Raw genomic sequence first — 21,951 nt, forward strand, 5'->3', positions numbered from 1 at the left:
CATTTCCACGCCACTACGCCCCGGTATCCTGCGGATGTCCTCCCACAGAGGAACCCCAACCCATCCGAAGCCGAAGGGCATCCCCGTGAGCGCAACCTGCCCGGCAGCCGTCGTCGTCCTCGCAGCGGGTGAGGGCACCCGTATGAAGTCGGACCGGCCCAAGGTCCTGCACGACATCTGTGGACGTTCCCTCATCGGGCACGTGCTCCACGCCGCCTCCGCGCTCTCGCCCGAGCAGCTCGTCACCGTCGTCGGTTTCCAGAGCGACCAGGTCCGCGAGCACCTGGGGGCCATCGCCCCGCAGGTCCGCACCGCCTACCAGGCCGAGCAGAACGGCACGGGGCACGCCGTCCGCATCGGGCTCGAGGAGCTCGGCGGCCCGGTCGACGGCACCGTCGTGGTGGTCTGCGGCGACACCCCCCTGCTGACCGGCGCGACGCTGCAGAAGCTCGCCGCCGTGCACAGCGGCGACGGCAACGCCGTGACCGTGCTGACCGCCGAGGTGCCGGACGCGACCGGCTACGGCCGCATCGTGCGCGACATCACCGACGGCTCCGTCACCGCGATCGTCGAGCACAAGGACGCGACCGAGTCGCAGCACGAGATCCGTGAGATCAACTCCGGGGTCTTCGCCTTCGACGGCCGGCTCCTCTCGGAGGCCCTCGGCAAGGTCCGCACGGACAACAGCCAGGGCGAGGAGTACCTGACCGACGTCCTGGGGATCCTGCGCGAGGCCGGGCACCGCGTCGGCGCCGCCGTGGCGGACGACCACGAGGAGATCGCGGGCATCAACAACCGCGTCCAACTGGCCCAGGCCCGCCGCACGTTGAACGACCGGCTGCTGACCGGCGCGATGCTCGCCGGTGTGACGGTCGTGGACCCCGCATCGACGTGGGTGGACGCGACGGTGACGTTCGAGCGCGACGCGATCGTCCACCCGGGCACCCAGCTGCACGGCGCCACGCACCTCGGCAAGGGTGCCGAGGTCGGCCCGAACACGCGGCTGAAGGACACCTCGGTGGGCGCCGGTGCGCGCGTGGACAACAGCGTCGCGGACAGCGCGGAGATCGGGGATCAGGCCATCGTCGGCCCGTTCGCGTATCTGCGGCCCGGCACCCGGCTTGGAGTGAAGTCCAAGGCGGGTACCTATGTGGAGATGAAGAACGCGACGATCGGCGACGGCTCGAAGGTGCCGCACCTGTCGTACGTGGGCGACGCGACGATCGGCGAGCACTCCAACATCGGTGCCGCGAGCGTCTTCGTGAACTACGACGGCCAGTCCAAGCACCACACGACGGTGGGGTCCCACTGCCGCACGGGTTCGGACAACATGTTTGTGGCTCCTGTCACGGTCGGGGACGGTGCCTACACCGCCGCCGGGTCCGTGATCACGAAGGACGTACCGGCGGGTTCGCTGGCCGTCGCGCGGGGCCAGCAAAGGAATATCGAGGGCTGGGTGGCCCGCAAGCGTCCGGGGAGCGCGGCCGCGAAGGCGGCGGAGGCGGCGTCCCGGGAGCCGGACAGCGCAAGCTGACCGGAAACAGGTGCGCCTGACACGGCGTACCGTGATAGGTGCACACAATCGGCCGACTCGACGCACCGGGACGCGTGAGTACGGCAGCGGGACGAACTCTCTGAGGAGACAGTGCTGTGACCGGGATCAAGACGACCGGCGAGAAGAAGTTGATGCTCTTCTCCGGCCGCGCCCACCCCGAGTTGGCCGAGGAGGTCGCACACAAGCTGGGTGTCGGCATCGTGCCGACGAAGGCCTTCGATTTCGCCAACGGCGAGATCTACGTCCGCTACCAGGAGTCGGCGCGCGGCGCCGACTGCTTCCTGATCCAGAGCCACACCGCTCCGATCAACAAGTGGATCATGGAGCAGCTGATCATGATCGACGCGCTGAAGCGCGCGTCGGCCCGCTCCATCACCGTCATCGTGCCGTTCTACGGTTACGCGCGGCAGGACAAGAAGCACCGCGGACGTGAACCGATCTCGGCGCGCCTGATCGCCGACCTGATGAAGACCGCGGGTGCCGACCGCATCCTCACGGTCGACCTGCACACCGACCAGATCCAGGGCTTCTTCGACGGCCCCGTCGACCACCTGTTCGCGCTGCCGATCCTCGCGGACTACGTGGGCGCGAAGGTCGACCGCTCGAAGCTGACCGTGGTCTCCCCCGACGCCGGGCGCGTGCGCGTCGCCGACCGCTGGTGCGACCGCCTCGGCGCTCCGCTGGCGATCGTCCACAAGCGCCGCGACAAGGACGTCGCCAACCAGGTCACCGTGCACGAGGTCGTCGGTGAGGTGAAGGGCCGCGTCTGCGTCCTGGTCGACGACATGATCGACACGGGTGGCACGATCTGCGCCGCCGCCGACGCCCTGTTCGCGCACGGCGCGGAGGACGTCATCGTGACGGCCACGCACGGTGTGCTGTCCGGCCCGGCCGCGGACCGTCTGAAGAACTCCAAGGTGAGCGAGTTCGTCTTCACGGACACGCTGCCGACGCCGCACGAGCTGGAGCTCGACAAGATCACGGTGCTCTCGATCGCGCCGACGATCGCGAACGCGGTCCGTGAGGTCTTCGAGGACGGCTCGGTGACGAGCCTCTTCGACGAGCAGTAGGCACTGCCTCGTCCGATCGTCCGGGGTCTTAGAAGATCCTTTTGGTGCGGCCTCCCGCGCCGAGTAGACTGCTGAAGTTGCTCGGCGAGGGAGGCCGCACTTTTGTGTGGCTGTCCGTTATCGACGCGCTCTTCGTAGCAGGCCGTTCGTGGCCGGGTGACCGATCTCTTTTCCGTCACTGCATATACGAGGAGTGCACATGTCCGAGGTGAAGATCACCGCCGAGACCCGTACCGAGTTCGGCAAGGGCGCCGCCCGCCGTCTGCGTCGCGCCGACAAGCTGCCCGCCGTTGTCTACGGCCACGGTTCGGACCCGATCCACATCGCCCTTCCGCACCACGACACCCTCATGGCGCTGAAGTCCTCGAACGTCCTGATCAACCTGGACATCGAAGGCAAGAGCGAGCTCGTCATCCCGAAGGCCGTCCAGCGCGACGCCCTCCGCATCGGCATCCTCGAGCACGTCGACCTGCTCATCGTGAAGCGCGGCGAGAAGGTCACCGTCGAGATCCCCGTCCACACCGAGGGCGACCTGGCGCCGGGCAACAACCTGCTCGAGCACGTCCTGAACACCCTCCCGGTCGAGGCCGAGGCCACCCACATCCCGGAGTCGGTCACCGTCTCCGTCGCGGGCCTGGACGCCGGTTCCTCCGTCCTCGCCAAGGACATCCCGCTCCCCGCGGGCACCACGCTGGCCGTCGAGGAGGACGCCGTCGTCCTCCAGGTCCTGGCCGCGCAGGCCGAGGAGGCCCCGGCCGAGGACGCCGCGGGCGACGCCGCCGAGGCCTGAGCCCGGCGACGCACGTACACACGGCAGCCGCCGCTCCCACTGGGGGCGGCGGCTGCCGCGTATGAGCCCATGAGCCAGTAATGCGCGTATGAAGGAGACATGCACGTGACGACCGACGCCAGCGCCCCCTGGCTGATCGCGGGCCTCGGCAATCCGGGCCCCGACTACGCCATGAACCGGCACAACGTGGGCTTCATGGTGGCCGACCTGCTCGCGCAGCGCATGGGCGGCAAGTTCAAGCGGGCGGGCAAGGCGCAGGCACAGGTGGTCGAGGGCCGCATCGGGGCGCCCGGCCCGGCGAGCCGCCGCGTCATCCTGGTCAAGCCCATGTCGTACATGAACGTCTCGGGCGGTCCGGTCACGGCGCTCCGCGACTTCTACAAGGTCCCGACGGCGAACATCGTCGCGGTCCACGACGAGCTGGACATCGACCACGGCACGCTGCGGCTGAAGCTGGGCGGCGGCGACAACGGCCACAACGGTCTGAAGTCGATGACGAAGGCGATGGGCCCGGACTACCACCGGGTGCGCTTCGGGATCGGCCGCCCGCCGGGCCGTATGCAGGTCGCGGACTTCGTCCTGAAGGACTTCTCCTCGACGGAGCGCAAGGAGCTCGACTATTTCGTGGACCGGGCAGCCGACGCGGTCGAGGCGCTGGTCACGGAGGGTCTGGAGCGCGCGCAGAGCACGTACAACTCCTGAGGTTCGCCCCGGGATCCCGCCCGGGGTCCGTTCTGCCCACTGTTGACTGAGCGGAGTCAAGTGGCCAAGGATCCCGGCCATGAATCTGCTGCTCCTCGGCCGCCGCACGGCAATGGGCGCGCTCGCCGCGCTGCTGCTCGTCGCGGGCGTGTGGGCGTCCTGGGGCACCGCGCAGCACGTGATGCTGACGGAGGGCCGTGAGCGCGGCGTGATGACGGTGACCCGCTGCGACTCCGACGCGTGCGTCGGCTGGTACGCCTCCTCGTCCCACGGCACGGGCCCTCGCCGACGGGTCGTGATCGAGCGCTCCATCGCGGAGAAGAAGGGCGAACGCATCCCGGTCGCCCTCAAGCCGGGCACGCACGACGCGGTCCGCACGGGCGGCCCGGGCTTCCTCCACGCCTGGCTCCCCTTCGGGGGTGCGCTCCTCCTCTCCTCAGTGGTGGTAGCAGGCGGCCTCCGCCTCCGCCGCACGGCCTGGACCCTGGCCCTCTCGGGCACGGCCCTACTGACGGCATCTTTCGCGACGCTGGCGTTCTGAGTACGGGTTACGGGTGGGGCGTGCCTGATGAGGTGCGGGGGATGTTTTAGGGGCGCGGGGAACTGCGCGACCAGCCACAGCCCGCCCGCACCCGGGCGACTAGGAGTGCCGCCCCCTCCGCCGCGTAGCGGCGAAGAACACCCCACCCGCGGCGGTCAGCGCCGTAGCGAGCCCCGCCGCAAGCGGAATGAGCGAGGACCCGGTCTCCGGAAGCGTCGGCGGCTCCGTGGGCGGCACGGTCGGAGGAACCGTCGGCGGCACGGTGGGCGGAGTCGTGGGAGGAGTCGTCGGGGGCTCGGTCGGCGGCTCGGTGGGCGGCTCCGTCGGGGGATCCGTGGGCGGGTCGGTCGGGGGGTCCGTCGGAGGGTCCGTCGGGGGAATCGACGACACACCCACCTCCGCCACCACCCACGGCGCCTCCGTCGCAAGCAGCGCCCGAATCGTCCCGTCCGGCTCCCGCCGGTCACCCGCAATGGCGATCTTGTTCCAGGTACGCTCCCCGCCACCGAACGGCGTGCCGTCCGAGGCCCGCTCGGGCACCGTCATGCGCCACCGCAAGGTGTACCGCTCCCCCGCACCGAACACATGCCCGTCGAAGTCGAAGCGGACGGACCGGACCTTGCTCCAGTCGGTCACGGCCGAGGCGGACACGAAGGTCGGGTCGGGCTTGCCGCCGCACTGGAACGGCGCGCTGTTGTCGGGGGTGTTGTCCATCTCGGGCCTGCACGGGTCGGCCTGCACCGAGTACGTGATCGTCACCGGCGCGGAACCCGCGTCGATGGGACCCGTGAGGACGGGCCGCCACTCGCTGGTCACGTCGTCGCCGTAGCGCCCACTGGTCGTGCCGGTCGTGCCGGGCGCGGGCAGCAGGTCGTACGCGACGACATGGGTGAGGTCGGTGTTGCCCATGTTGCCGAGCACGGTGCGGTACTCGACGGTGCCGCCCGCCGTGGACCGGCCGACCTCGTCCTCCTTGCCCGGCACTTCGGCCGAGCCCTGGAACGCGCTGTCCTTGTCGCCCTTGACCTCCTTGGTGACGAAGAGCGACGCGGACTGGGCGATGGCGAAGTCGTCGGTGGCCTCGGCGACCTTCTCGGTGGAGTCGCCGTTCCCGTTGATGTCGTGGGTGTCGGTCTCGCGGGTGTTGACGGGGCGCTGCGCGTCGTAGAGCCCGCCGCGGTTGCCGCGGTAGTCGGCGTCGGCCGGCGTTCCGCTGTAGGTGCCGCTGGCCACGCCGGGCCGCACCGTGGTGCGGAACTCGTACACGCACGTGGAGTCGTTCGCCGGGATCTCCGCGCCGCGGTCGGCGGTGAGCTCGACGCGGGTGCGGCCGTCGGGTCCCGCGGTGACCTTCTCGGTGTAGCGGTCCGCGGCGGGGCAGTACGCGGGCTGGCCGTCCGCGAGGGCCCAGGACCCGGGCTCGTACGCGAGCTGGCGGGGCACCAGGTCGACGAAGCGGGGACGCAGCGGCGAGGAGTCCGTGCGGTAGCGGTCGTTGCGGATCGTCACGCGCCAGGTGTGGGTCCCGCCGGGCCCGACGGGCGCCGGGTCGGTGGACTTGCTGAGTTCGGGCTGGGCGACCTCGGGCTCGATGCGGAAGGTGGCGCAGTCCTCCTCCGCCGCGGTGCCGCCACCGCTGCCGGTGAGTTCGAGCTGCGCGCAGTTGCGTACGTCGCCGCTGCCGCCGGGCACCTCGGTGGCGTCGGCGCGGCCCACGAACTGGGCGACGAGTCCGGCTCCCGCGGCGAGGCCGGGCACGTCGATGCGCACGGAGACGGGATCGTCGCCGAGGTCGACCTGCTGCCCGCTGGGCGTGAGCGTGTCGGTGCTGCCGTCGCGCCGGGTCACCACGGCGGTCCAGGTGCCGCTGTAGGTGCCGCCCGCGGGGGTGGACACGCGCAGGGTGGTGGCGTCGAAGCCCTTGGGCAGGGCGTCGGTGAGGCGGACGTCGGCGGGGACGGTGCCGGTGTTGCTGAAGCGCAGGACGTACGACAGACGCTGGCCGTTGCCCGCGAGCGGGGTGTCGACGGACTTGTCGAGGGTGCCGGTGACCGTGCCCGAGCCGGTGCCGACGGTGGTGTCGGCGGTGGCGGACTTGGAGATCTTGCCGGTGCCGGGGCCGTACGGGTCGCCCGTGATGGTGGCGGTGTCGGTGAGCACGGTGTCGTCGGCGACGTCGTCGCGCACCTTGACCCGGATCTCGTGGACGACGCCGTACGGATACTCCTTGACCTGCGCCAGCTGGTCGCCGGGGCGGCCGGGTTCGGTGTCCACGGGCCAGCTGATGGTGCGGGTCGCGGGGTCGTACGTGTACCCGGCGGGGGTGGCGTCGACGAGGTCCACGCCCTTGGGGAGCACATCGGTCAGGACCGTGTTCTCCAGGGCGAGGTTGCCGCGCGGCCGGTTGGCGTTGCGCGGGTCGTTGGTGGCCGTGACCTTGTAGGTGACGGTGTCGCCGGGGCGGGCCGCCTTCGGGCCCTCCTTGGTGATCGCCGGGTTGGGTTCGGCGGTGACGTCGACCGAGGCCGTGTCGGTGCTCGGCGTGCCGTCGCCGTTGGCCGCGGTGGCGGACATCGAGGCGGTCTGTCCGCCCGGGGCCGTCCAGTAGTCCGTGGTGGGCCAGCTGACGGTGAGCTGGGAGCTCTGGCCGCTGGGGATCTCGTCGTAGGTGACGGTCACGGTGCCGTCGGCGTTCGGCGTGACGGCCGTGACGCCGGGCGGGTAGGGCCGGGAGACCTGGCCGGGCCCGGAGGCACCCGGCGGCGGTGTGAAGGTGACGGTCACCGACCGGCAGTCGCCGGGGATCGAGCACTGGATGTTCGCGTTGTACGTGACGTGGTCGCCGGAGGGGACGGGCGAGGTCGCCGGGTCCAGGCGGACGGCCATGCGGGCGTCGGCGTGGGCGGTGCCGTACGGGACGAGGGTGAGCGCCGCGAGGAGCGCGAACAGGACGGCGAGCGCCGGGGCGAGGTGACGGCGGTGCCGTTCATGAACGGGGGTGACGGGGGTCACGGTGCTCCCGAGCGGCGTGGGGAACTTCAGGACCCGTTCACTGTGCTCCCCGAGGTGGCGCGAAATACCGTATGACCACTCCGTACGACCGCCGTTTCACCTGATCAGAGGCTGAACCCGAGGCGGGACCGGAGGCGGGACGCGAGGCGGGACCGGACGGCGAAGGGCCCCGCGCCGCCGGAGCGGTGCGGGGCCCTTCGCGGAGTGCCTGCCGGGTCAGCCGGTGTTGCGCAGTCCCGCCGCGACACCGTTGACGGTGAGCAGCAGGGCCCGCCCGAGCAGCGGGTCGGGCTCGGTGCCCGCGGCCGCCTCGTCGCGCTGGCGCTTGAGGAGGGCGACCTGGAGGTACGAGATCGGGTCCAGGTAGGCGTCGCGGATCGCGAAGGTCTGCTGCAGGGCCGGAGAAGAGCCGAGGAGCTCTTCCCCGCCGGTGATGCGCAGGACCTCGCGGACGGTCAGCTCGTGCTCTTCCTCGATCATGGTGAAGACGTGCTTGAGCTCGTCCGGCACCAGGGTGTCCACGTAGTGCCTGGCGATCCGCAGGTCCGTCTTCGCGAGCGTCATCTCGACGTTGGAGACGAAGTTCTGGAAGAAGTGCCAGTGCTCGTGCATCTCGTCGAGGACGGTGTCCAGGCCCGCCTCGCGCAGCGCCTTGAGACCGGAACCCACGCCGAACCAGCCCGGCACGATCTGCCGCGACTGGGTCCAGCCGAACACCCACGGGATGGCGCGCAGGCCGTCCAGCGAGACGCCCGAGCCGGGGCGGCGGGAGGGCCGGGAGCCGAGGTGCAGGTCGGCGAGCTGGTCGACCGGCGTCGACGCGAGGAAGTACGTCGGCAGGTCCGGGTCCTCGACCAGCTTGCGGTACGCGGAGTGCGCGGCGTCGGAGACGACGTCCATCGCGGCGTCCCAGCGGGCGAGCGCCTCGTCGGACTGGCGCGGGGCGGTGTGCAGGGCGGAGGCCTGCAGCGTCGCCGCGACGGTCAGTTCCAGGTTCTCGCGGGCCAGCGAAGGCACGAGGTACTTGTCGGAGATGACCTCGCCCTGCTCGGTCACCTTGATCTCGCCCTCCAGCGTGCCCCACGGCTGCGCGAGGATCGCGTCGTGCGAGGGGCCGCCGCCGCGGCCGACGGTGCCGCCGCGGCCGTGGAAGAGGCGCAGGCGCACGCCGTAGCGGTGCGCGACGTCACGGAGCCTGCGCTGGGCGCGGTGGATCTCCCACTGGGAGGTGGTGATGCCGCCGAACTTGGAGGAGTCCGAGTAGCCGAGCATGACCTCCTGCACGTCGCCGCGCAGGGCCACGAGACGGCGGTACGACGGGTCGGCGAGCATCTCGTCGAGGATGACGTCGGCGGCGCGCAGCTCGTCGGTGGTCTCCAGGAGCGGCACGATGCCGATCTTCGCCCAGCCCGCGTGCAGGTCGATGAGGCCCGCCTCGCGCGCGAGGACCGCCGCGGCGAACACGTCGTCCGCGCCCTGGCACATCGAGATGATGTACGACTCGATGACCTCGGGCCCGAAGACCTGAAGGGCCTTCTTCACGGTGAGGAAGACGCCGAGGGTCTTCTCGCCCGCGGCGTCGACCGGCGCCGGGGACGGGCCGAGCGGGCGCCGGGACCTGAGCTCCTTGGCGAGCAGCTTCTGGCGGTAGTCGCGGGGCATGTCCGCGTACCGCCAGGACTCCTCGCCGAGCCGGTCGAAGAGCTGGCCGAGCGCGTGGTGGTGGGCGTCGGCGTGCTCGCGTACGTCCATCGTGGCCAGCTGCAGACCGAAGGCCGCCAGCGTGCGGATGGTGCGGTTCATCCGGCCGTCGGCGAAGAGGGCGCCCTTGTGCTCGCGCAGCGAGGTCTGGATGAGCGTGAGGTCGTGCAGGAGCTCGGCGGTGCCGAGGTAGTCGCGGCCTTCCTCGTGCGGGACTCCCTTGGCCAGGCGCTCCTTGGTGTTCTCCAGCTTCTGCCGGATGCAGGTGGCCTTGAGGCGGTAGGGCTCCTCGGAGTTGAGGCGCTTGTAGCGGGGGCTGATCTCGGGCAGCCGCTCCAGGTCGCACTGGAGGGAGGCCTTCAGCTCCTCGGTGGCTCCGGTGTAGCGGATGGAGTTGGAGAGGAAGCCGCGCAGCTCGTCGATCATGTCGAGCGCGTCGTTGATGCCGTGCTCGTGCTGGAGGATCAGGACGTCCCAGGTGACCTGCGGGGTCACGTTGGGGTTGCCGTCGCGGTCGCCGCCGATCCAGGTGCCGAAGCTGAGCGGGCGGGTGCCCTCGGGCAGCTCGACGCCGACGCGCTCCAGCTCCGCGGTGAGGTCCTCCAGGACGTCGCCGACGGCGCCCGCGTGCAGCTCGTCGAGGTAGTAGATGGCGTTGCGGGCCTCGTCGGCGGGCTCGGGGCGCACCACGCGGAGCTCGTCGGTCTGCCACACCAGGTCGATGTTCTCGGCCAGGCGGATGTCGTGGCGGCGCCGGTCGGACTCGATGACCGGCGTCTCCAGGAGCTCGGCGACGCGGCGGAGCTTGTTGAGCACGGAGCGGCGGGCCGCCTCGGTGGGGTGCGCGGTGAAGACGGGGCGCACGTTGAGGTTCTGCACGGTCTGGCGCAGGTGCTCCGGGTCGGCGTCCTTGAGACGGTCCGCGGTGCGCGCGAGCAGGCCGCCCTCGGCGGCGCGCCTGGTGCGCAGCTCGCGGCCGCGGTGGACCTGCTCGGTCACGTTGGCCAGGTGGAAGTACGTGGAGAAGGCGCGGACCAGCTTGGCCGCGGTCTCCAGTTCCGTACCGCCGAGGAGGTTGGCTGCTGCCTCGCCGTCCTCGCGCGTCAGGCGGCGGACCTTTTCGACCAGTTCGAGGAGCTCGGGGCCCTCCTGGCGTACGAGGGTCTCGCCGAGCAGGTCGCCGAGGCGGCGGATGTCGGCGCGCAGCTCGGTGCTGGCGGTGCTGGTGGCCTGCTGGCTCTGGTCGTCGGCACTGCTCACAGGTGCGGCTCCTTGCAGTGTTGAAGCGCTTCAAGACTGGGAGGGGTCCCCGGTGGGGATACCGGGGGAGATACAGAGCGGACCGCGCTGTCCGACCGTCTCCAAGGATAGGTGTCACATCGGGCACGGAGCTCGCGGCCTCTTGCCGCGGGGCTCCGCACTGCCATACTTACGTCGCCGTAGGTTACGGAACCGTAGGAAACGCGGCATTGCAGCCATTGCGGCCGTTGCAGGAACCGTGCCCGTGCACTGCTCCCACCTCAACCCTCGACCCCACAGGGGACGTGCCCATGACGACAACCTCCGATGCGTACTCCGACTCCGATGTGATCGAAGACGCTTCACCGGCGGGCGTGAGCTCCGCCGCCCCGGCGCCCATGGCGACGCTGGGCGGCGAGCAGAAACGCTCGCTCGAACAGGTCGCCCTGCTGCTGTTCATCACCGTCCCCTTCCTCGCCCTGGTCGCCGCGGTGCCGCTGGCCTGGGGCTGGGGCGTGAGCTGGCTGGACCTGGGCCTGCTCGTCTTCATGTACTACCTGGGGTGCCACGGCATCACGATCGGCTTCCACCGCTATTTCACGCACGGCTCCTTCAAGGCGAAGCGGCCGCTGCGGATCGCGCTGGCCGTCGCGGGCAGCATGGCGGTCGAGGGGCCTCTGGTCCGCTGGGTGGCCGACCACCGCAAGCACCACAAGTTCTCGGACGCCGAGGGCGACCCGCACTCCCCCTGGCGCTTCGGTGAGACGGTCCCCGCCCTGATGAAGGGCCTGTGGTGGGCGCACATCGGATGGATGTTCGATGAGGAGCAGACGTCACAGGAGAAGTACGCACCGGACCTGGTCAAGGACCCGGCGATCCGCCGGATCTCGCGGCAGTTCCTGCTCTGGACGATCGTGTCGCTGGCGATCCCGCCGGTGGTCGGCGGTCTGGTGACGATGTCGTGGTGGGGCGCGTGCACGGCCTTCTTCTGGGGGTCGCTGGTCCGCGTCGCGCTGCTGCACCACGTCACGTGGTCGATCAACTCGATCTGCCACGCGGTGGGCAAGCGCCCCTTCAAGTCCCGTGACCGCTCGGGCAACGTGTGGTGGCTCGCGGTGCTGTCCTGCGGCGAGTCCTGGCACAACCTGCACCACGCCGACCCGACGTCGGCGCGGCACGGGGTGATGAAGGGCCAGGTCGACTCGTCGGCGCGGATCATCCGCTGGTGCGAGCAGCTGGGCTGGGCCTCCGACGTGCGGTGGCCTTCGCAGTCGCGCATCGACGCGCGCCGCAAGCCGGAGGGCGAGGCCGAGTCCCGCCGCGGGGCCACCGCCTCCGAGGCGGCATGATTGACGACGTGGCGACCGACTCCAGCAATTCAAGCCCCTCCAGCAAAGAGAAGCAGCCCCGGCGTGCCCGGCGGACCCGGATGACGGGTGCCGAGCGCCGGGAACAGCTGCTGGACATCGGCCGCACCCTGTTCGCCGCGAAGGGCTTCGAGGGCACGTCGGTGGAGGAGATCGCCGCGAAGGCGGGGGTCTCCAAGCCGGTCGTGTACGAGCACTTCGGCGGGAAGGAGGGGCTGTACGCGGTCGTGGTGGACCGCGAGATGCGGCAGCTCCTGGACATGGTGACGAGCGCGCTCACCGCCGGGCATCCCCGGGAGCTCCTCGAACAGGCGGCGTTCGCCCTGCTCGACTACATCGAGACGTACACGGACGGCTTCCGCATCCTGGTCCGCGACTCCCCGGTGGCCCAGTCCACCGGCACCTTCGCGTCCCTGATCTCCGACATCGCGACGCAGGTCGAGGACATCCTGGGCCAGGAGTTCAAGGGCCGCGGCTTCGACCAGAAGCTGGCTCCCCTGTACGCGCAGGCGCTGGTCGGCATGGTCGCGCTGACGGGCCAGTGGTGGCTGGACGCCCGCAAGCCGAAGAAGGCGGAGGTGGCCGCGCACCTGGTCAACCTGGCCTGGCACGGCCTGGACGGCCTGGAACCGAAACCCCGCCTGATAGGCCACCGCAAGAGCTGACCCCCGGGGGCCAGCCTCTCTCCTGCCGCCCCCGTGCCTGCTGTGAGTACGGTCGCCCGTCCGGCCGGGTCCCCACACCGCACCCTGCCCCGCCGCTCCGCGGCGGCCATTCCCACCCGCCCACCCACCCGTTTACCCCGCACCGCGAGGTGCGCCCTCCAGGAACTCCAGCCTGTTCCCCACCGGATCCTCCGAGTAGAAGCGGCGGTGACCGGGGAGGTTCGTGTCCCAGGTGACCTTCGCCCCGCGGGCGGTGAGGCGTTGCGCGTACGCCTCGATTCCCGTGACCCCCAGGCCGGGGTGCGCCTTGCGGGCCGGGCGGAAGTCCGTCTCGACGCCCAAGTGCAGGCGCACGCCGTCCGCCTCGAACCAGCAGCCGCCCCGCGCCGCGAGCACCGGCGGCTTCGGCGCCTCCGTCATGCCGAGCACGTCGACGTAGTACGCGCGCAGCGCGGGCTCGCTGCCCGGGGGCGCCGCCAGCTGGACGTGGTCGATGGCCGTCAGCATCAGGCGTCCCCCCTGCGCGCCACCGCGAACACCCTGCGGAACGGGAACACCGTGCCGTGGGCGGTGGGTGGGTATGCCTTGCGGAGGAGGGTTCCGTACTCCGTCAGGAACGTCTCCGTCGCTGCCTCGTCATCCGCCAAGGTGGTGAGGACCGGGCGCAGGCCCGTGCCCTTCACCCAGTCCAGGACCGGGGCCTCGCCCGTCAGGAGGTGCTGGTACGTGGTCTCCCAGGCGTCGACCTCGCAGCCCAGGTCCGCGAGCTGTGCCAGGTAGGACCCCGGCGACAGCACCGCGTCCGCGTGGCGCAGGACGTGGCCCAGGCGGTCGTGCCAGCGGGGGGAGGCGGCCAGCTCGCGCATGAGTACGTGGCTCGGGGCGTCGAAGTTGCCCGGCACCTGGAAGGCGAACGTGCCGCCGGGGGCCAGCGCCTCGATCCACGCGGGGAAGGAGTCCGAGTGGCCCGGCACCCATTGGAGGGTGGCGTTGGAGAGGATCAGGTCGTACGTGCCGGGGGGCGGCGTCCACGTCGACGCGTCGGCGGGGGCGAAGTCGAGGCGGCCGCCGCCCGCCGTGGGGCCCGCCAGCTCGTCCGCCCTGGCCAGCATCGCCGGGGAGTTGTCGAAGCCGGTGACGTGCGCGGTGGGCCAGCGGTCGGTGAGGAGGCGGGTGGTGTTGCCGGGGCCGCAGCCCAGGTCGGCGATGCGGGGCGGGCGGCCCGCGGCGGGGAGTTCGGGGACGCGGGCGAGCAGGTCGACGAAGGGGCGGGAGCGGTGGTCCGCGTGGCGCAGGTACTGCTGGGGATCCCAGGTGGCGGCGGGCATGTGGCCTCCTCAGGCGACGGTGTCGGCACCATCCTGAACCCGAGGTATCTTGACGTCAAGAGACTTCATGTCGACAGACCCCCTACACTGATCGCCATGGAGGACGAGGTCGATCGGCTGGTTGCAGCGTGGCGCCGGGAGCGCCCTGACCTCGACGTGGAACCACTCGAGGTGCTCAGCCGCGTGAGCAGGCTCGCGCGGCATCTGGACCGGGCCCGCAGGCTCGCCTTCTCCGAGCACAACCTGGAGCCGTGGGAGTTCGACGTCCTGACGTCGCTGCGCCGCGCGGGCGCGCCCTACCAGCTCTCCCCCGGCCAGCTCCTGACCCAGACCCTCGTGACGTCCGGCACGATGACGAACCGCATCGACCGCCTCGCGAAGAAGGGCCTCGTCGAGCGTCTGCCCGATCCGAGCGACCGCCGCGGCGTCCTCGTGCGCCTCACCCCCGAGGGCCGGGACCGCGCGGACCAGGCCCTCGCCGGGCTGCTCGAACAGGAGCGGGCGATCCTCGCGGAGCTCTCCCGGGCACAGCGCGGCGAACTGGCCGGGCTGCTACGCCAGTTGACCGCCCCGTTCGACAACATCCCCGGCTAGGTCGGCCGGGCCGACGCCCGCGCGCCGGGCGAGCGCCACGGCGGCGAGGGTGGAGTGGACGCCCAGCTTTCCCAGCACGTTCTGCATGTGCGTACGCACCGTGTGCGGGGAGAGGAAGAGGCGCTCGGCGACCGCCTTGCGGCCCAGGCCCGCCACCATGCAGCGCAGGACCTCGCGCTCGCGCGGGGTCAGCGACTCCACGAGCCGCTCGGACTCGGTGCGGTGCTTCCGGGCGGCGGTCAGCTCACGCAGGACGCCGGTGAGCAGGGCGGGCGGCAGGTGGGTCTCGTCGCGCAGCACGCCCCGTATCACCGTGAGGAGCCGGGACAGGGAACAGTCCTTGGCGACCCAGCCGGAGGCGCCCGCCTGCAGCGCGAGGGCCGCGCGGCGCGGGTCGTCCTTCTCGGCGAGCACGACGGTGCGCACGGCGGGCTGCCCCGAACGCACGCCCGCCACCAGGGAGATGCCGTCGACGAGCCCGTCGGCGTTCCCTTCCTGAACGGGAACGGCGGTGACGGCGGGGCGGACGCCCTGCAACGCGCTTGCCGTGCTGCCGAGGTCGGCGTCGACGAGCAGCACGTCGTATCTGCGGCCTTCGTTCACCGCCCGCTCCAGGCAGCGCAGCGCGGCGGGACCACTGCCGGCCGCGGACACGTCGACGTCCGGCTCGGCCGCGAGCGCGGCGGCCAGCGACTCGGCGAAAATGCGATGGTCGTCGACGACCAGGACTCGAATGCGAACCACAGAAACCCCCTTCCCCACGCTCCCTCAAGGAGCAGGGGATACCCCATCATCGGAGAACGGCTGGTGCGGGTACGGCGCACGGAGCGGGAGCCGACGCGGTCGCACGGCCGCCGCCGTGCTGTGACCACCACCCCCACGCCGGGCGCCGTACCCGACTGTCTCGCCCCCTGATCAGTACCGGCCCCCACCGGCACTGCCCTTCAGAGTAGGGCCGGACGCCGGGAGCGGAAGCTGATTTGCAGAACTGGTTGGCCAGCGCGTTTATGGTGAGCCATATGTTTCGTATTGAGACGGGAGTCGACAAAGAGCGGCTCGGTCTGCTTCGCTCGCGGCTGAGCGAGACGAACACGGCGGCGTCACCGGAGCTCAGAGCCCTGCGCGGGACGCCTGAGGACCAGGAAGTACCGCTGGCGGTCTGGGCGTTGGACGGGCGGGGCGGCCTCGCGGCGGGCCTCGCCGCGCACACCTGGGCCCGCTGGCTCCACGTGAACCATCTCTGGGTCGACGACCGGCACCGCGGCGCGGGCCTCGGCTCCCGCCTCTTGGCCGAGGCGGAGCGGGTGGCCCGCGAGGACCGGGGGTGCCTCAACTCCCGTGTGGAGACGTGGGACTTCCAGGCCCCCGGCTTCTACCGGAACCAGGGATACGAGCTGGTGAGCGTGATCCCCGACTACCCCGAGGGCGTCAAGGAATTCACGCTCACCAAGCGGCTGGGCTGAGACTGCCGGGACCTCCGGGGGGTCAGGCGGCGAGCCCCAGGGCCAGGGCGCCGACCACCGGCGCCGCGTACATCAGCGGGAACGGGATGTGCGTGTACCAGCGCGCCCGCACCACGGTGACGACGGCCCCGGCGAAGTACACCACCAGGGCGATGCCCGCCACGCCCCCGACGACCGGCACGAACAGGCCCGCGACCAGGCCCGCGGCGCCCGCCGCCTTGGCGGCGCCGAGCCAGGGCAGCCACGCCATGGGGATGCCGTAGTCGGCGATGGGCCGCACCACCCACTCGGCGCGCAGGAAGACGGAGACGGCGGAGAAGCCCACCATCGCGGCGGCGATCAGCGTGACGACTGCACAGGTTGTGGACATGGCGGGTGCTCCTCATCGGGCGGCGGCTTTTCACTGCCCTGACGGAACCGGCCACGGGAGTGTGACCGGTCCACGGCACCTTTTTCCGGGAACTTTCCCAGGAACTTTTCCAGGAGCTCTTCCAGGAGCTCTGCCGGGCGCTCAGGCCTCCCGGCGTGCCCCCGCCGACGCCTCCGCGGGAAACACCCGCGGCGCCGTGAAGCCCGCCGCGGCGAAGGCCTCAAGGACCGACTTCGTCACCGTGTCCTCGTCCGCCGACTCCACCAGGACGACCGCCGAGCCGCCGAAGCCGCCGCCGGTCATCCGGGCGCCGAGCGCGCCCGCCGCGTTCGCGGAGCCCACCACCAGGTCCAGCTCCGGGCAGGAGATGCGCAGGTCGTCGCGGAGCGAGGCGTGGCCCTCGGTGAGGACGGGTCCCGTCGCGCGGACGTCACCCGCGTCCAGGAGGGCGATGACCTGCTCGACGCGGTGGTCGTCCGACACGATGTGGCGCACGTACCGGCGGATCTTCTCGTCCGTCAGCCGCTCCAGCGCCGCCGGGAGTTGGTCGTACGCCACGTCCCGCAGATGGGAGACGCCCAGGATGCGCGCGCCCTCCTCGCACCCGGCCCGCCGCTCCGCGTACGCCCCGTCGCCCAGCTCGTGCTTGACCCGGGTGTCGACGACGAGCAGCCGCAGGCCGTGGGCGGCGAGGTCGAAGGGAACCTGCCGTATCGCCAGGTCCCGGCAGTCCAGGTGCAGGGCGTGGCCCTCCGTGGCGCACGCGGAGGCCATCTGGTCCATCACTCCGCACGGCACGCCGACGAAGGCGTTCTCGGCGCGCTGGGCGAGGACCGCGAGGCGCGGCCGGTCCAGGCCGAGTCCGTACAGGTCGTTCATGGCGAGTGCCGTGACGACTTCGAGGGCCGCCGACGAGGACAGGCCCGCCCCGGTCGGCACGGTCGAGGCGAGATGGATGTCGGCGCCCCCGGAGACGTCGTGGCCCGCGTCCCTGAGCGCCCACACCACACCGGCGGGGTAGGCGGCCCAGCCGCCCTGCCCGTACTTCGAAAGGGGCGTCAGCTCGTCGACGCGCAGTTCGGCGACGGGCGCGTCGATGTCCGCCGAGTGGAGCCGCAGGACGCCGTCGGTGCGGCGCGCCACCGCCGCCACCGCGGTGTGCGGCAGCGCGAGCGGCAGCACGAAGCCCTCGTTGAAGTCCGTGTACTCGCCGATCAGGTTGACCCGGCCGGGGGCCGACCAGACCCCGTCCGCCGCGTACCCGTACAGCTCGGCGAACTTCCCCGCTACGTCCATCAGTTACCCCTTGATCCCGGTCAGCGCTGGGCGAACGCCCATGCGTCGGCGACGATGCCCGCGAGGTCCGCGCGGGACGGATTCCAGCCGAGCCGGTCCCGCGCGGTGGCCGCGGACGCGACGAGGACCGCCGGGTCGCCGCCGCGGCGCGGGGCCATGACCTCGGGGATCGGGTGTCCGGTGACCTGGCGGACGGTCTCGATGACCTCGCGGACGGAGAAGCCGTTGCCGTTGCCGAGGTTGCAGATGAGGTGCTCGCCGGGGGTGGCGGCCGCGACGGCGAGGAGGTGCGCCTCCGCGAGGTCGGCGACGTGGATGTAGTCGCGGACGCAGGTCCCGTCGGGGGTCGGGTAGTCGTCGCCGAAGACGCTGATCGCCTCGCGCCTGCTCTGCGCGACCTGGAGGACGAGCGGGATGAGGTGCGACTCGGGGTCGTGGCGCTCGCCGCAGTCGCCGTACGCGCCCGCGACGTTGAAGTAGCGCAGCGAGACGGCGGCCAGGCCGTGCGCGGCCGCCTCGCCGGTGATCATGTGGTCGACGGCGAGCTTGGAGGCGCCGTAGGGCGAGGTGGGCGCGGTGGGGTCGGTCTCCGTGATGGGGGTGTTCACGGGCTCGCCGTACGTCGCGGCCGTCGAGGAGAAGACGAGCCTGCGCACATCGGCGTCGCGCATCGCGGCGAGCAGCGCCATGGTGCCGCCGACGTTGTTGTCCCAGTACTTCTCGGGCTTGACGACGGACTCGCCGACCTGCGAGAAGGCGGCGAAGTGCAGCACGGCGTCGAAGGAGGAGTCCAGCCACTTGGCGGCATCGCGGATGTCGCCCTCGATGAACGAGGCGCCCGCGGGGACGCCTTCGCGGAAGCCGGTCGAGAGGTTGTCGAGGACCGTCACCTCGTGCCCGGCCTCGAGCAGATGCTGGGCCACCACACTTCCCACATAGCCCGCCCCGCCGGTGACCAGGTACTTACCGCTCATGAACTCGCTACCTCTCGCAGTCGCTGGGCCGCGGCTTCCGGCGGCACGTCGTTGATGAACACGCTCATACCGGATTCGGAACCCGCGAGGAACTTCAGCTTGCCCGAAGTGCGGCGAATCGTGAAAAGTTCGAGATGGAGGGCGAAGTCGTCCCGGTTGATCCCGTCATGTCCCTCCAGCGTCCCGAAGGGCGCCTGGTGCCATGCGGCGATGTAGGGCGTCGACGGCTGGCCTTCCCCGAAGATCCGGTCGAAGCGCCTCAAGAGTTCCAGATAGATCTGTGGGAACTCCGTGCGTGCCGCCTCGTCGAGCGCGAGCAGGTCGGGCACCCGGCGCTTGGGGTAGAGGTGCACCTCGTAGGGCCAGTGCGCGGCGTACGGCACGAAGGCGATCCAGTGCTCACCCTCAAGGACGACCCGCTCCCCCTTGCTCTCCCTGGCGACGACGTCGTCGAACAGGTTCTGGCCGCCCGACGCCTCCTTGAACTCCGCGAGCGAGCGGAGCATCAGGTTCGTGCGCGGGGTGACGAAGGGGTACGCGTAGATCTGCCCGTGCGGGTGGCCGAGGGTCACGCCGATCTCGGCGCCGCGGTTCTCGAAGCAGAACACCTGCGCCACGGAGGGCAGGTGGGAGAGCTCGGCGGTCCGGTCGGTCCAGGCCTCCAGGACGAGCGCGGCCTGCTCGGGGGTGAGGTCCGCGAAGGACGCGGCGTGGTCGGAGGTGAAGCAGACGACCTCGCAGCGGCCCGCGTCGCCCGCGAGCGAGGGGAAGCGGTTCTCGAAGACCACGACGTCGTACGAGGAGTCGGGGATCTCGCTGAGCCGGTCACCGGCCGAGGGGCACAGGGGGCACTCGTCGGCCGGCGGGTGGTAGGTGCGCCCCTGGCGGTGCGAGGCGATGGCCACGGAGTCGCCCAGGAGGGGGTCCTTGCGGACCTCCGACGTCGTCGAGACGGGCCCGAGCGGGCGCCGGTCGACGGCGTCGCGCACGGTGTCGTCGCGCACGTCGTAGTAGATGAGCTCACGACCGTCGGCGAGACGGGTCGAGGTCTTCTTCACGTTCAGGGCTCCTCACCAACACCCACCAAACAGAACCGCACATAACAAACCACGACCGACCAGGCCAGTCAAGGGATCACCCGCTCACCGTGGGCGACCACGGCGAGGTTCCGGTCACAATCAAACAAAGAACATCACGAGAACTGTTCACTTATTGAAAAGTGAGGCGTAGGTTCCCGTCTGATTCAGTTCGCGCAACGAAGCGAGTTCCCCATGCAAACCCTCGCCGAAGGGCTTCGGCTCCCCACCAACGGGCTCGATTACGCGATCCTGGCGATCTACTTCGTGGTCGTCCTCGGTATCGGCTTCGCCGCCCGGCGCTCCGTGAAGACGAGCCTCGACTTCTTCCTCTCGGGCCGCTCACTGCCCGCCTGGGTCACCGGTCTCGCCTTCGTCGCCGCGAACCTGGGCGCCACCGAGATCCTGGGCATGGCCGCAACCGGCGCGCAGTACGGCGTCGCGGTCGTCCACTGGTACTGGATCGGCGCCATCCCGGCCATGGTCTTCCTCGGCCTGGTCATGATGCCGTTCTACTACCGCAGCAAGGTCCGTTCCGTCCCCGAGTTCCTGCTCCAGCGCTTCGACAAGTCGGCGCACGTGCTCAGCTCGGCGCTCTTCGCCTTCGCGGCGATCCTCATCGCGGGCGTGAACCTCTACGCCCTCTCGATCGTCGTCGAGGCGCTGCTCGGCTGGCCGCAGTGGGTGGCGATCGTCGTCGCAGGGCTCTTCGTCCTCGCGTACATCACGATCGGCGGACTGTCCTCGGCGATCTACAACGAGGTCCTGCAGTTCTTCGTGATCCTCGCGGCGCTGATCCCGATCTGCGTCATCGGCCTCAAGAAGGTCGGCGGCTGGGACGGGCTCACCGGCTCGATCGAGAAGCAGCACGGCGAGAACTTCATGACCGCCTGGGGCGGCACCGGCATCGGTGACGCCAACCCGCTCGGCGCCAACTGGCTGACGATCATCCTCGGCCTGGGCTTCGTGCTCTCCTTCGGCTACTGGACGACGAACTTCGCCGAGGTCCAGCGCGCACTCTCCGCGAAGAACCTCTCCGCCGCCCAGCGCACCCCGCTGATCGCCGCCTTCCCGAAGATCTTCATCGTGTTCCTGGTGATGATCCCGGGCCTGGTCGCCGCCGTCCTCGTCCCGAAGATCGGCACGGCGGGCTCCGATCTGACGTACAACGACGCGATCCCTTACCTGATGCAGGAGTTGCTGCCCAACGGTGTGCTCGGCATCGCGGTCACCGGTCTGCTCGCCGCCTTCATGGCGGGCATGGCGGCGAACGTCTCGTCCTTCAACACCGTGTTCACGTACGACATCTGGGCGCGGTACGTGGTCAAGGACCGCGAGGACGGCTACTACCTGAACTTCGGACGGCTGATCACCGCGATCGGCGTGCTCGCCTCGGTCGGCACGGCGTTCATCGCCTCCTCGTTCTCGAACATCATGGGGTACCTGCAGACCCTCTTCTCCTTCTTCAACGTCCCGATGTTCGTGGTCTTCATCATCGGCATGTTCTGGAAGCGGGCCTCGATGAAGTCCGGCGTGTGGGGCCTGCTCGCGGGCACCTCCGCCGCGATGGTCAACTACTTCTGGATCTACAAGCAGGGCGTCATCGACATCCCGACCGACCAGGGCGCCAACTTCGTCTCGGCGATCGTCGGCTTCGTCGCCGGTGCCGTCGTGATGGTCGTCGTCACGCTCTTCACCGCGCCCAAGCCCGAGGCCGAGCTGGCCGGTCTGGTCTACGGGACGGCCTCGCCCGGCCTGGAGGACGACGGGGTTGAAGAGGGGGACGACGCCTGGTACCGCAAGCCCGCCCTGCTCGGCTGGGGTGCCATCGTGCTCGCCGCGGCCTGCTACCTGCCGTACTCGCTCTAGACCCGATCGGAGGACAAAGACATGTCTGACCTGCCCGACCTGCACAACGAAGTCTCCGAGCTGGAGCGCAAGTCCGCGACAGCCGCACGCCTCTTCGACATCCGGCGCATCATCGGCGGCCTGTTCGTCGTCTACGGAATCATCGTGACGATCGCCGGGATCACCGCGTCCGACGCCGACCTGAAGAAGGCGGAGGACATCAACATCAACCTCTGGACGGGCCTCGCGATGCTCGCCCTCGGGCTCTTCTTCCTGGGCTGGCTCTGGCTGCGCCCGGCGGTGACGCCCGCCGAGGAACCGGCGGACGACTGACCCGCGGACGAACGACGACGGGGTCCG

The 21,951-nt window shown here is 70.6% G+C and carries 20 protein-coding genes; 11 read left to right on the forward strand and 9 right to left on the reverse strand.

Features of this window, described 5'->3' with window-relative positions:
* Nucleotides 1-85: 85 nt before the first annotated feature.
* From glmU to ABZV77_RS29520, 5 genes are all read left to right on the forward strand, one after another.
* Complete coding sequence (glmU, locus tag ABZV77_RS29500) at nucleotides 86-1,534, forward strand: bifunctional UDP-N-acetylglucosamine diphosphorylase/glucosamine-1-phosphate N-acetyltransferase GlmU (RefSeq protein ID WP_356263096.1); 1,449 nt, start codon at nucleotides 86-88, stop codon at nucleotides 1,532-1,534.
* A gap of 116 nt (nucleotides 1,535-1,650) precedes the next feature.
* Nucleotides 1,651-2,625, forward strand: coding sequence for a ribose-phosphate diphosphokinase (locus ABZV77_RS29505; protein WP_356263099.1), 975 nt, complete (start codon nucleotides 1,651-1,653; stop codon nucleotides 2,623-2,625).
* A 199-nt stretch (nucleotides 2,626-2,824) separates the two neighbouring features.
* Complete coding sequence (locus tag ABZV77_RS29510) at nucleotides 2,825-3,415, forward strand: 50S ribosomal protein L25/general stress protein Ctc (RefSeq protein ID WP_356263102.1); 591 nt, start codon at nucleotides 2,825-2,827, stop codon at nucleotides 3,413-3,415.
* A gap of 99 nt (nucleotides 3,416-3,514) precedes the next feature.
* Nucleotides 3,515-4,117, forward strand: a complete 603-nt coding sequence (gene pth / locus ABZV77_RS29515; RefSeq protein ID WP_356263105.1) for an aminoacyl-tRNA hydrolase — start codon at nucleotides 3,515-3,517, stop codon at nucleotides 4,115-4,117.
* A 79-nt stretch (nucleotides 4,118-4,196) separates the two neighbouring features.
* Nucleotides 4,197-4,658, forward strand: coding sequence for a hypothetical protein (locus ABZV77_RS29520; RefSeq protein WP_356263108.1), 462 nt, complete (start codon nucleotides 4,197-4,199; stop codon nucleotides 4,656-4,658).
* Nucleotides 4,659-4,757: 99 nt separating this feature from the next.
* On the opposite strand, the gene ABZV77_RS29525 is transcribed toward ABZV77_RS29520, so the two are convergent.
* Nucleotides 4,758-7,670 (reverse strand): hypothetical protein, encoded by a 2,913-nt coding sequence (locus ABZV77_RS29525; protein ID WP_356263110.1) that lies wholly within the window; start codon nucleotides 7,668-7,670, stop codon nucleotides 4,758-4,760.
* A gap of 216 nt (nucleotides 7,671-7,886) precedes the next feature.
* Nucleotides 7,887-10,631, reverse strand: coding sequence for a phosphoenolpyruvate carboxylase (gene ppc, locus ABZV77_RS29530; protein ID WP_356263113.1), 2,745 nt, complete (start codon nucleotides 10,629-10,631; stop codon nucleotides 7,887-7,889).
* 290 nt (nucleotides 10,632-10,921) lie between these two features.
* Between ppc and ABZV77_RS29535 the strand changes: the two genes are divergently transcribed.
* Both ABZV77_RS29535 and ABZV77_RS29540 read left to right on the forward strand, forming a co-directional pair.
* Nucleotides 10,922-11,959, forward strand: a complete 1,038-nt coding sequence (locus ABZV77_RS29535; RefSeq protein WP_356263116.1) for a fatty acid desaturase — start codon at nucleotides 10,922-10,924, stop codon at nucleotides 11,957-11,959.
* Nucleotides 11,956-12,642: a TetR/AcrR family transcriptional regulator gene (locus ABZV77_RS29540; RefSeq protein WP_356263119.1), complete on the forward strand. Its 687-nt coding sequence runs from the start codon at nucleotides 11,956-11,958 to the stop codon at nucleotides 12,640-12,642. The genes ABZV77_RS29535 and ABZV77_RS29540 overlap by 4 nt, the downstream gene beginning before the upstream one ends.
* Nucleotides 12,643-12,774: 132 nt before the next feature.
* On the opposite strand, the gene ABZV77_RS29545 is transcribed toward ABZV77_RS29540, so the two are convergent.
* Both ABZV77_RS29545 and ABZV77_RS29550 read right to left on the reverse strand, forming a co-directional pair.
* The gene (locus ABZV77_RS29545; RefSeq protein WP_356263121.1) at nucleotides 12,775-13,149 is read right to left on the reverse strand and encodes a VOC family protein; all 375 of its coding nucleotides are present in this window, start codon (nucleotides 13,147-13,149) and stop codon (nucleotides 12,775-12,777) included.
* On the reverse strand, nucleotides 13,149-13,970 hold the full coding sequence (locus ABZV77_RS29550; protein ID WP_356263124.1) for a trans-aconitate 2-methyltransferase: 822 nt from the start codon (nucleotides 13,968-13,970) through the stop codon (nucleotides 13,149-13,151). Before ABZV77_RS29550 ends, ABZV77_RS29545 begins: the two co-directional genes overlap by 1 nt.
* Nucleotides 13,971-14,066: 96 nt before the next feature.
* On the opposite strand from ABZV77_RS29550, the gene tamR reads away from it, so the two are divergent.
* Entirely contained in the window at nucleotides 14,067-14,564 is a 498-nt protein-coding gene (gene tamR / locus ABZV77_RS29555; protein WP_356263126.1) for a MarR family transcriptional regulator TamR, read from the forward strand.
* On the opposite strand, the gene ABZV77_RS29560 is transcribed toward tamR, so the two are convergent.
* Nucleotides 14,523-15,308, reverse strand: coding sequence for a response regulator transcription factor (locus tag ABZV77_RS29560; RefSeq protein ID WP_356263129.1), 786 nt, complete (start codon nucleotides 15,306-15,308; stop codon nucleotides 14,523-14,525). The two genes, tamR and ABZV77_RS29560, sit on opposite strands and share 42 nt — an antisense overlap.
* 263 nt (nucleotides 15,309-15,571) lie before the next feature.
* On the opposite strand from ABZV77_RS29560, the gene ABZV77_RS29565 reads away from it, so the two are divergent.
* The gene (locus ABZV77_RS29565) at nucleotides 15,572-16,027 is read left to right on the forward strand and encodes a GNAT family N-acetyltransferase (protein WP_356263610.1); all 456 of its coding nucleotides are present in this window, start codon (nucleotides 15,572-15,574) and stop codon (nucleotides 16,025-16,027) included.
* Between the two features lie 22 nt (nucleotides 16,028-16,049).
* Here the strand turns inward: ABZV77_RS29565 and ABZV77_RS29570 are convergent, their stop codons facing one another.
* The 4 genes from ABZV77_RS29570 to galT form a co-directional block, all read right to left on the reverse strand.
* Nucleotides 16,050-16,397: a DoxX family protein gene (locus tag ABZV77_RS29570; protein WP_356263132.1), complete on the reverse strand. Its 348-nt coding sequence runs from the start codon at nucleotides 16,395-16,397 to the stop codon at nucleotides 16,050-16,052.
* Nucleotides 16,398-16,538: 141 nt separating this feature from the next.
* The gene (gene galK, locus ABZV77_RS29575) at nucleotides 16,539-17,693 is read right to left on the reverse strand and encodes a galactokinase (RefSeq protein ID WP_356263135.1); all 1,155 of its coding nucleotides are present in this window, start codon (nucleotides 17,691-17,693) and stop codon (nucleotides 16,539-16,541) included.
* Between the two features lie 20 nt (nucleotides 17,694-17,713).
* Complete coding sequence (galE, locus tag ABZV77_RS29580; RefSeq protein ID WP_356263138.1) at nucleotides 17,714-18,667, reverse strand: UDP-glucose 4-epimerase GalE; 954 nt, start codon at nucleotides 18,665-18,667, stop codon at nucleotides 17,714-17,716.
* Nucleotides 18,664-19,725 carry a galactose-1-phosphate uridylyltransferase gene (galT, locus tag ABZV77_RS29585; protein WP_356263141.1) on the reverse strand — a complete coding sequence of 354 codons (1,062 nt, stop codon included), beginning with the start codon at nucleotides 19,723-19,725 and terminating at the stop codon, nucleotides 18,664-18,666. The genes galE and galT overlap by 4 nt, the downstream gene beginning before the upstream one ends.
* A 213-nt stretch (nucleotides 19,726-19,938) precedes the next feature.
* On the opposite strand from galT, the gene ABZV77_RS29590 reads away from it, so the two are divergent.
* Both ABZV77_RS29590 and ABZV77_RS29595 read left to right on the forward strand, forming a co-directional pair.
* Complete coding sequence (locus ABZV77_RS29590; protein WP_356263144.1) at nucleotides 19,939-21,612, forward strand: sodium:solute symporter family protein; 1,674 nt, start codon at nucleotides 19,939-19,941, stop codon at nucleotides 21,610-21,612.
* Nucleotides 21,613-21,642: 30 nt separating this feature from the next.
* Complete coding sequence (locus tag ABZV77_RS29595; RefSeq protein WP_356263612.1) at nucleotides 21,643-21,924, forward strand: hypothetical protein; 282 nt, start codon at nucleotides 21,643-21,645, stop codon at nucleotides 21,922-21,924.
* Nucleotides 21,925-21,951 lie beyond the last annotated feature (27 nt).

The sequence above is a fragment of the Streptomyces sp. NPDC004732 genome (assembly GCF_040609235.1).
In the GTDB taxonomy this organism is placed as follows: Bacteria; Actinomycetota; Actinomycetes; order Streptomycetales; family Streptomycetaceae; genus Streptomyces.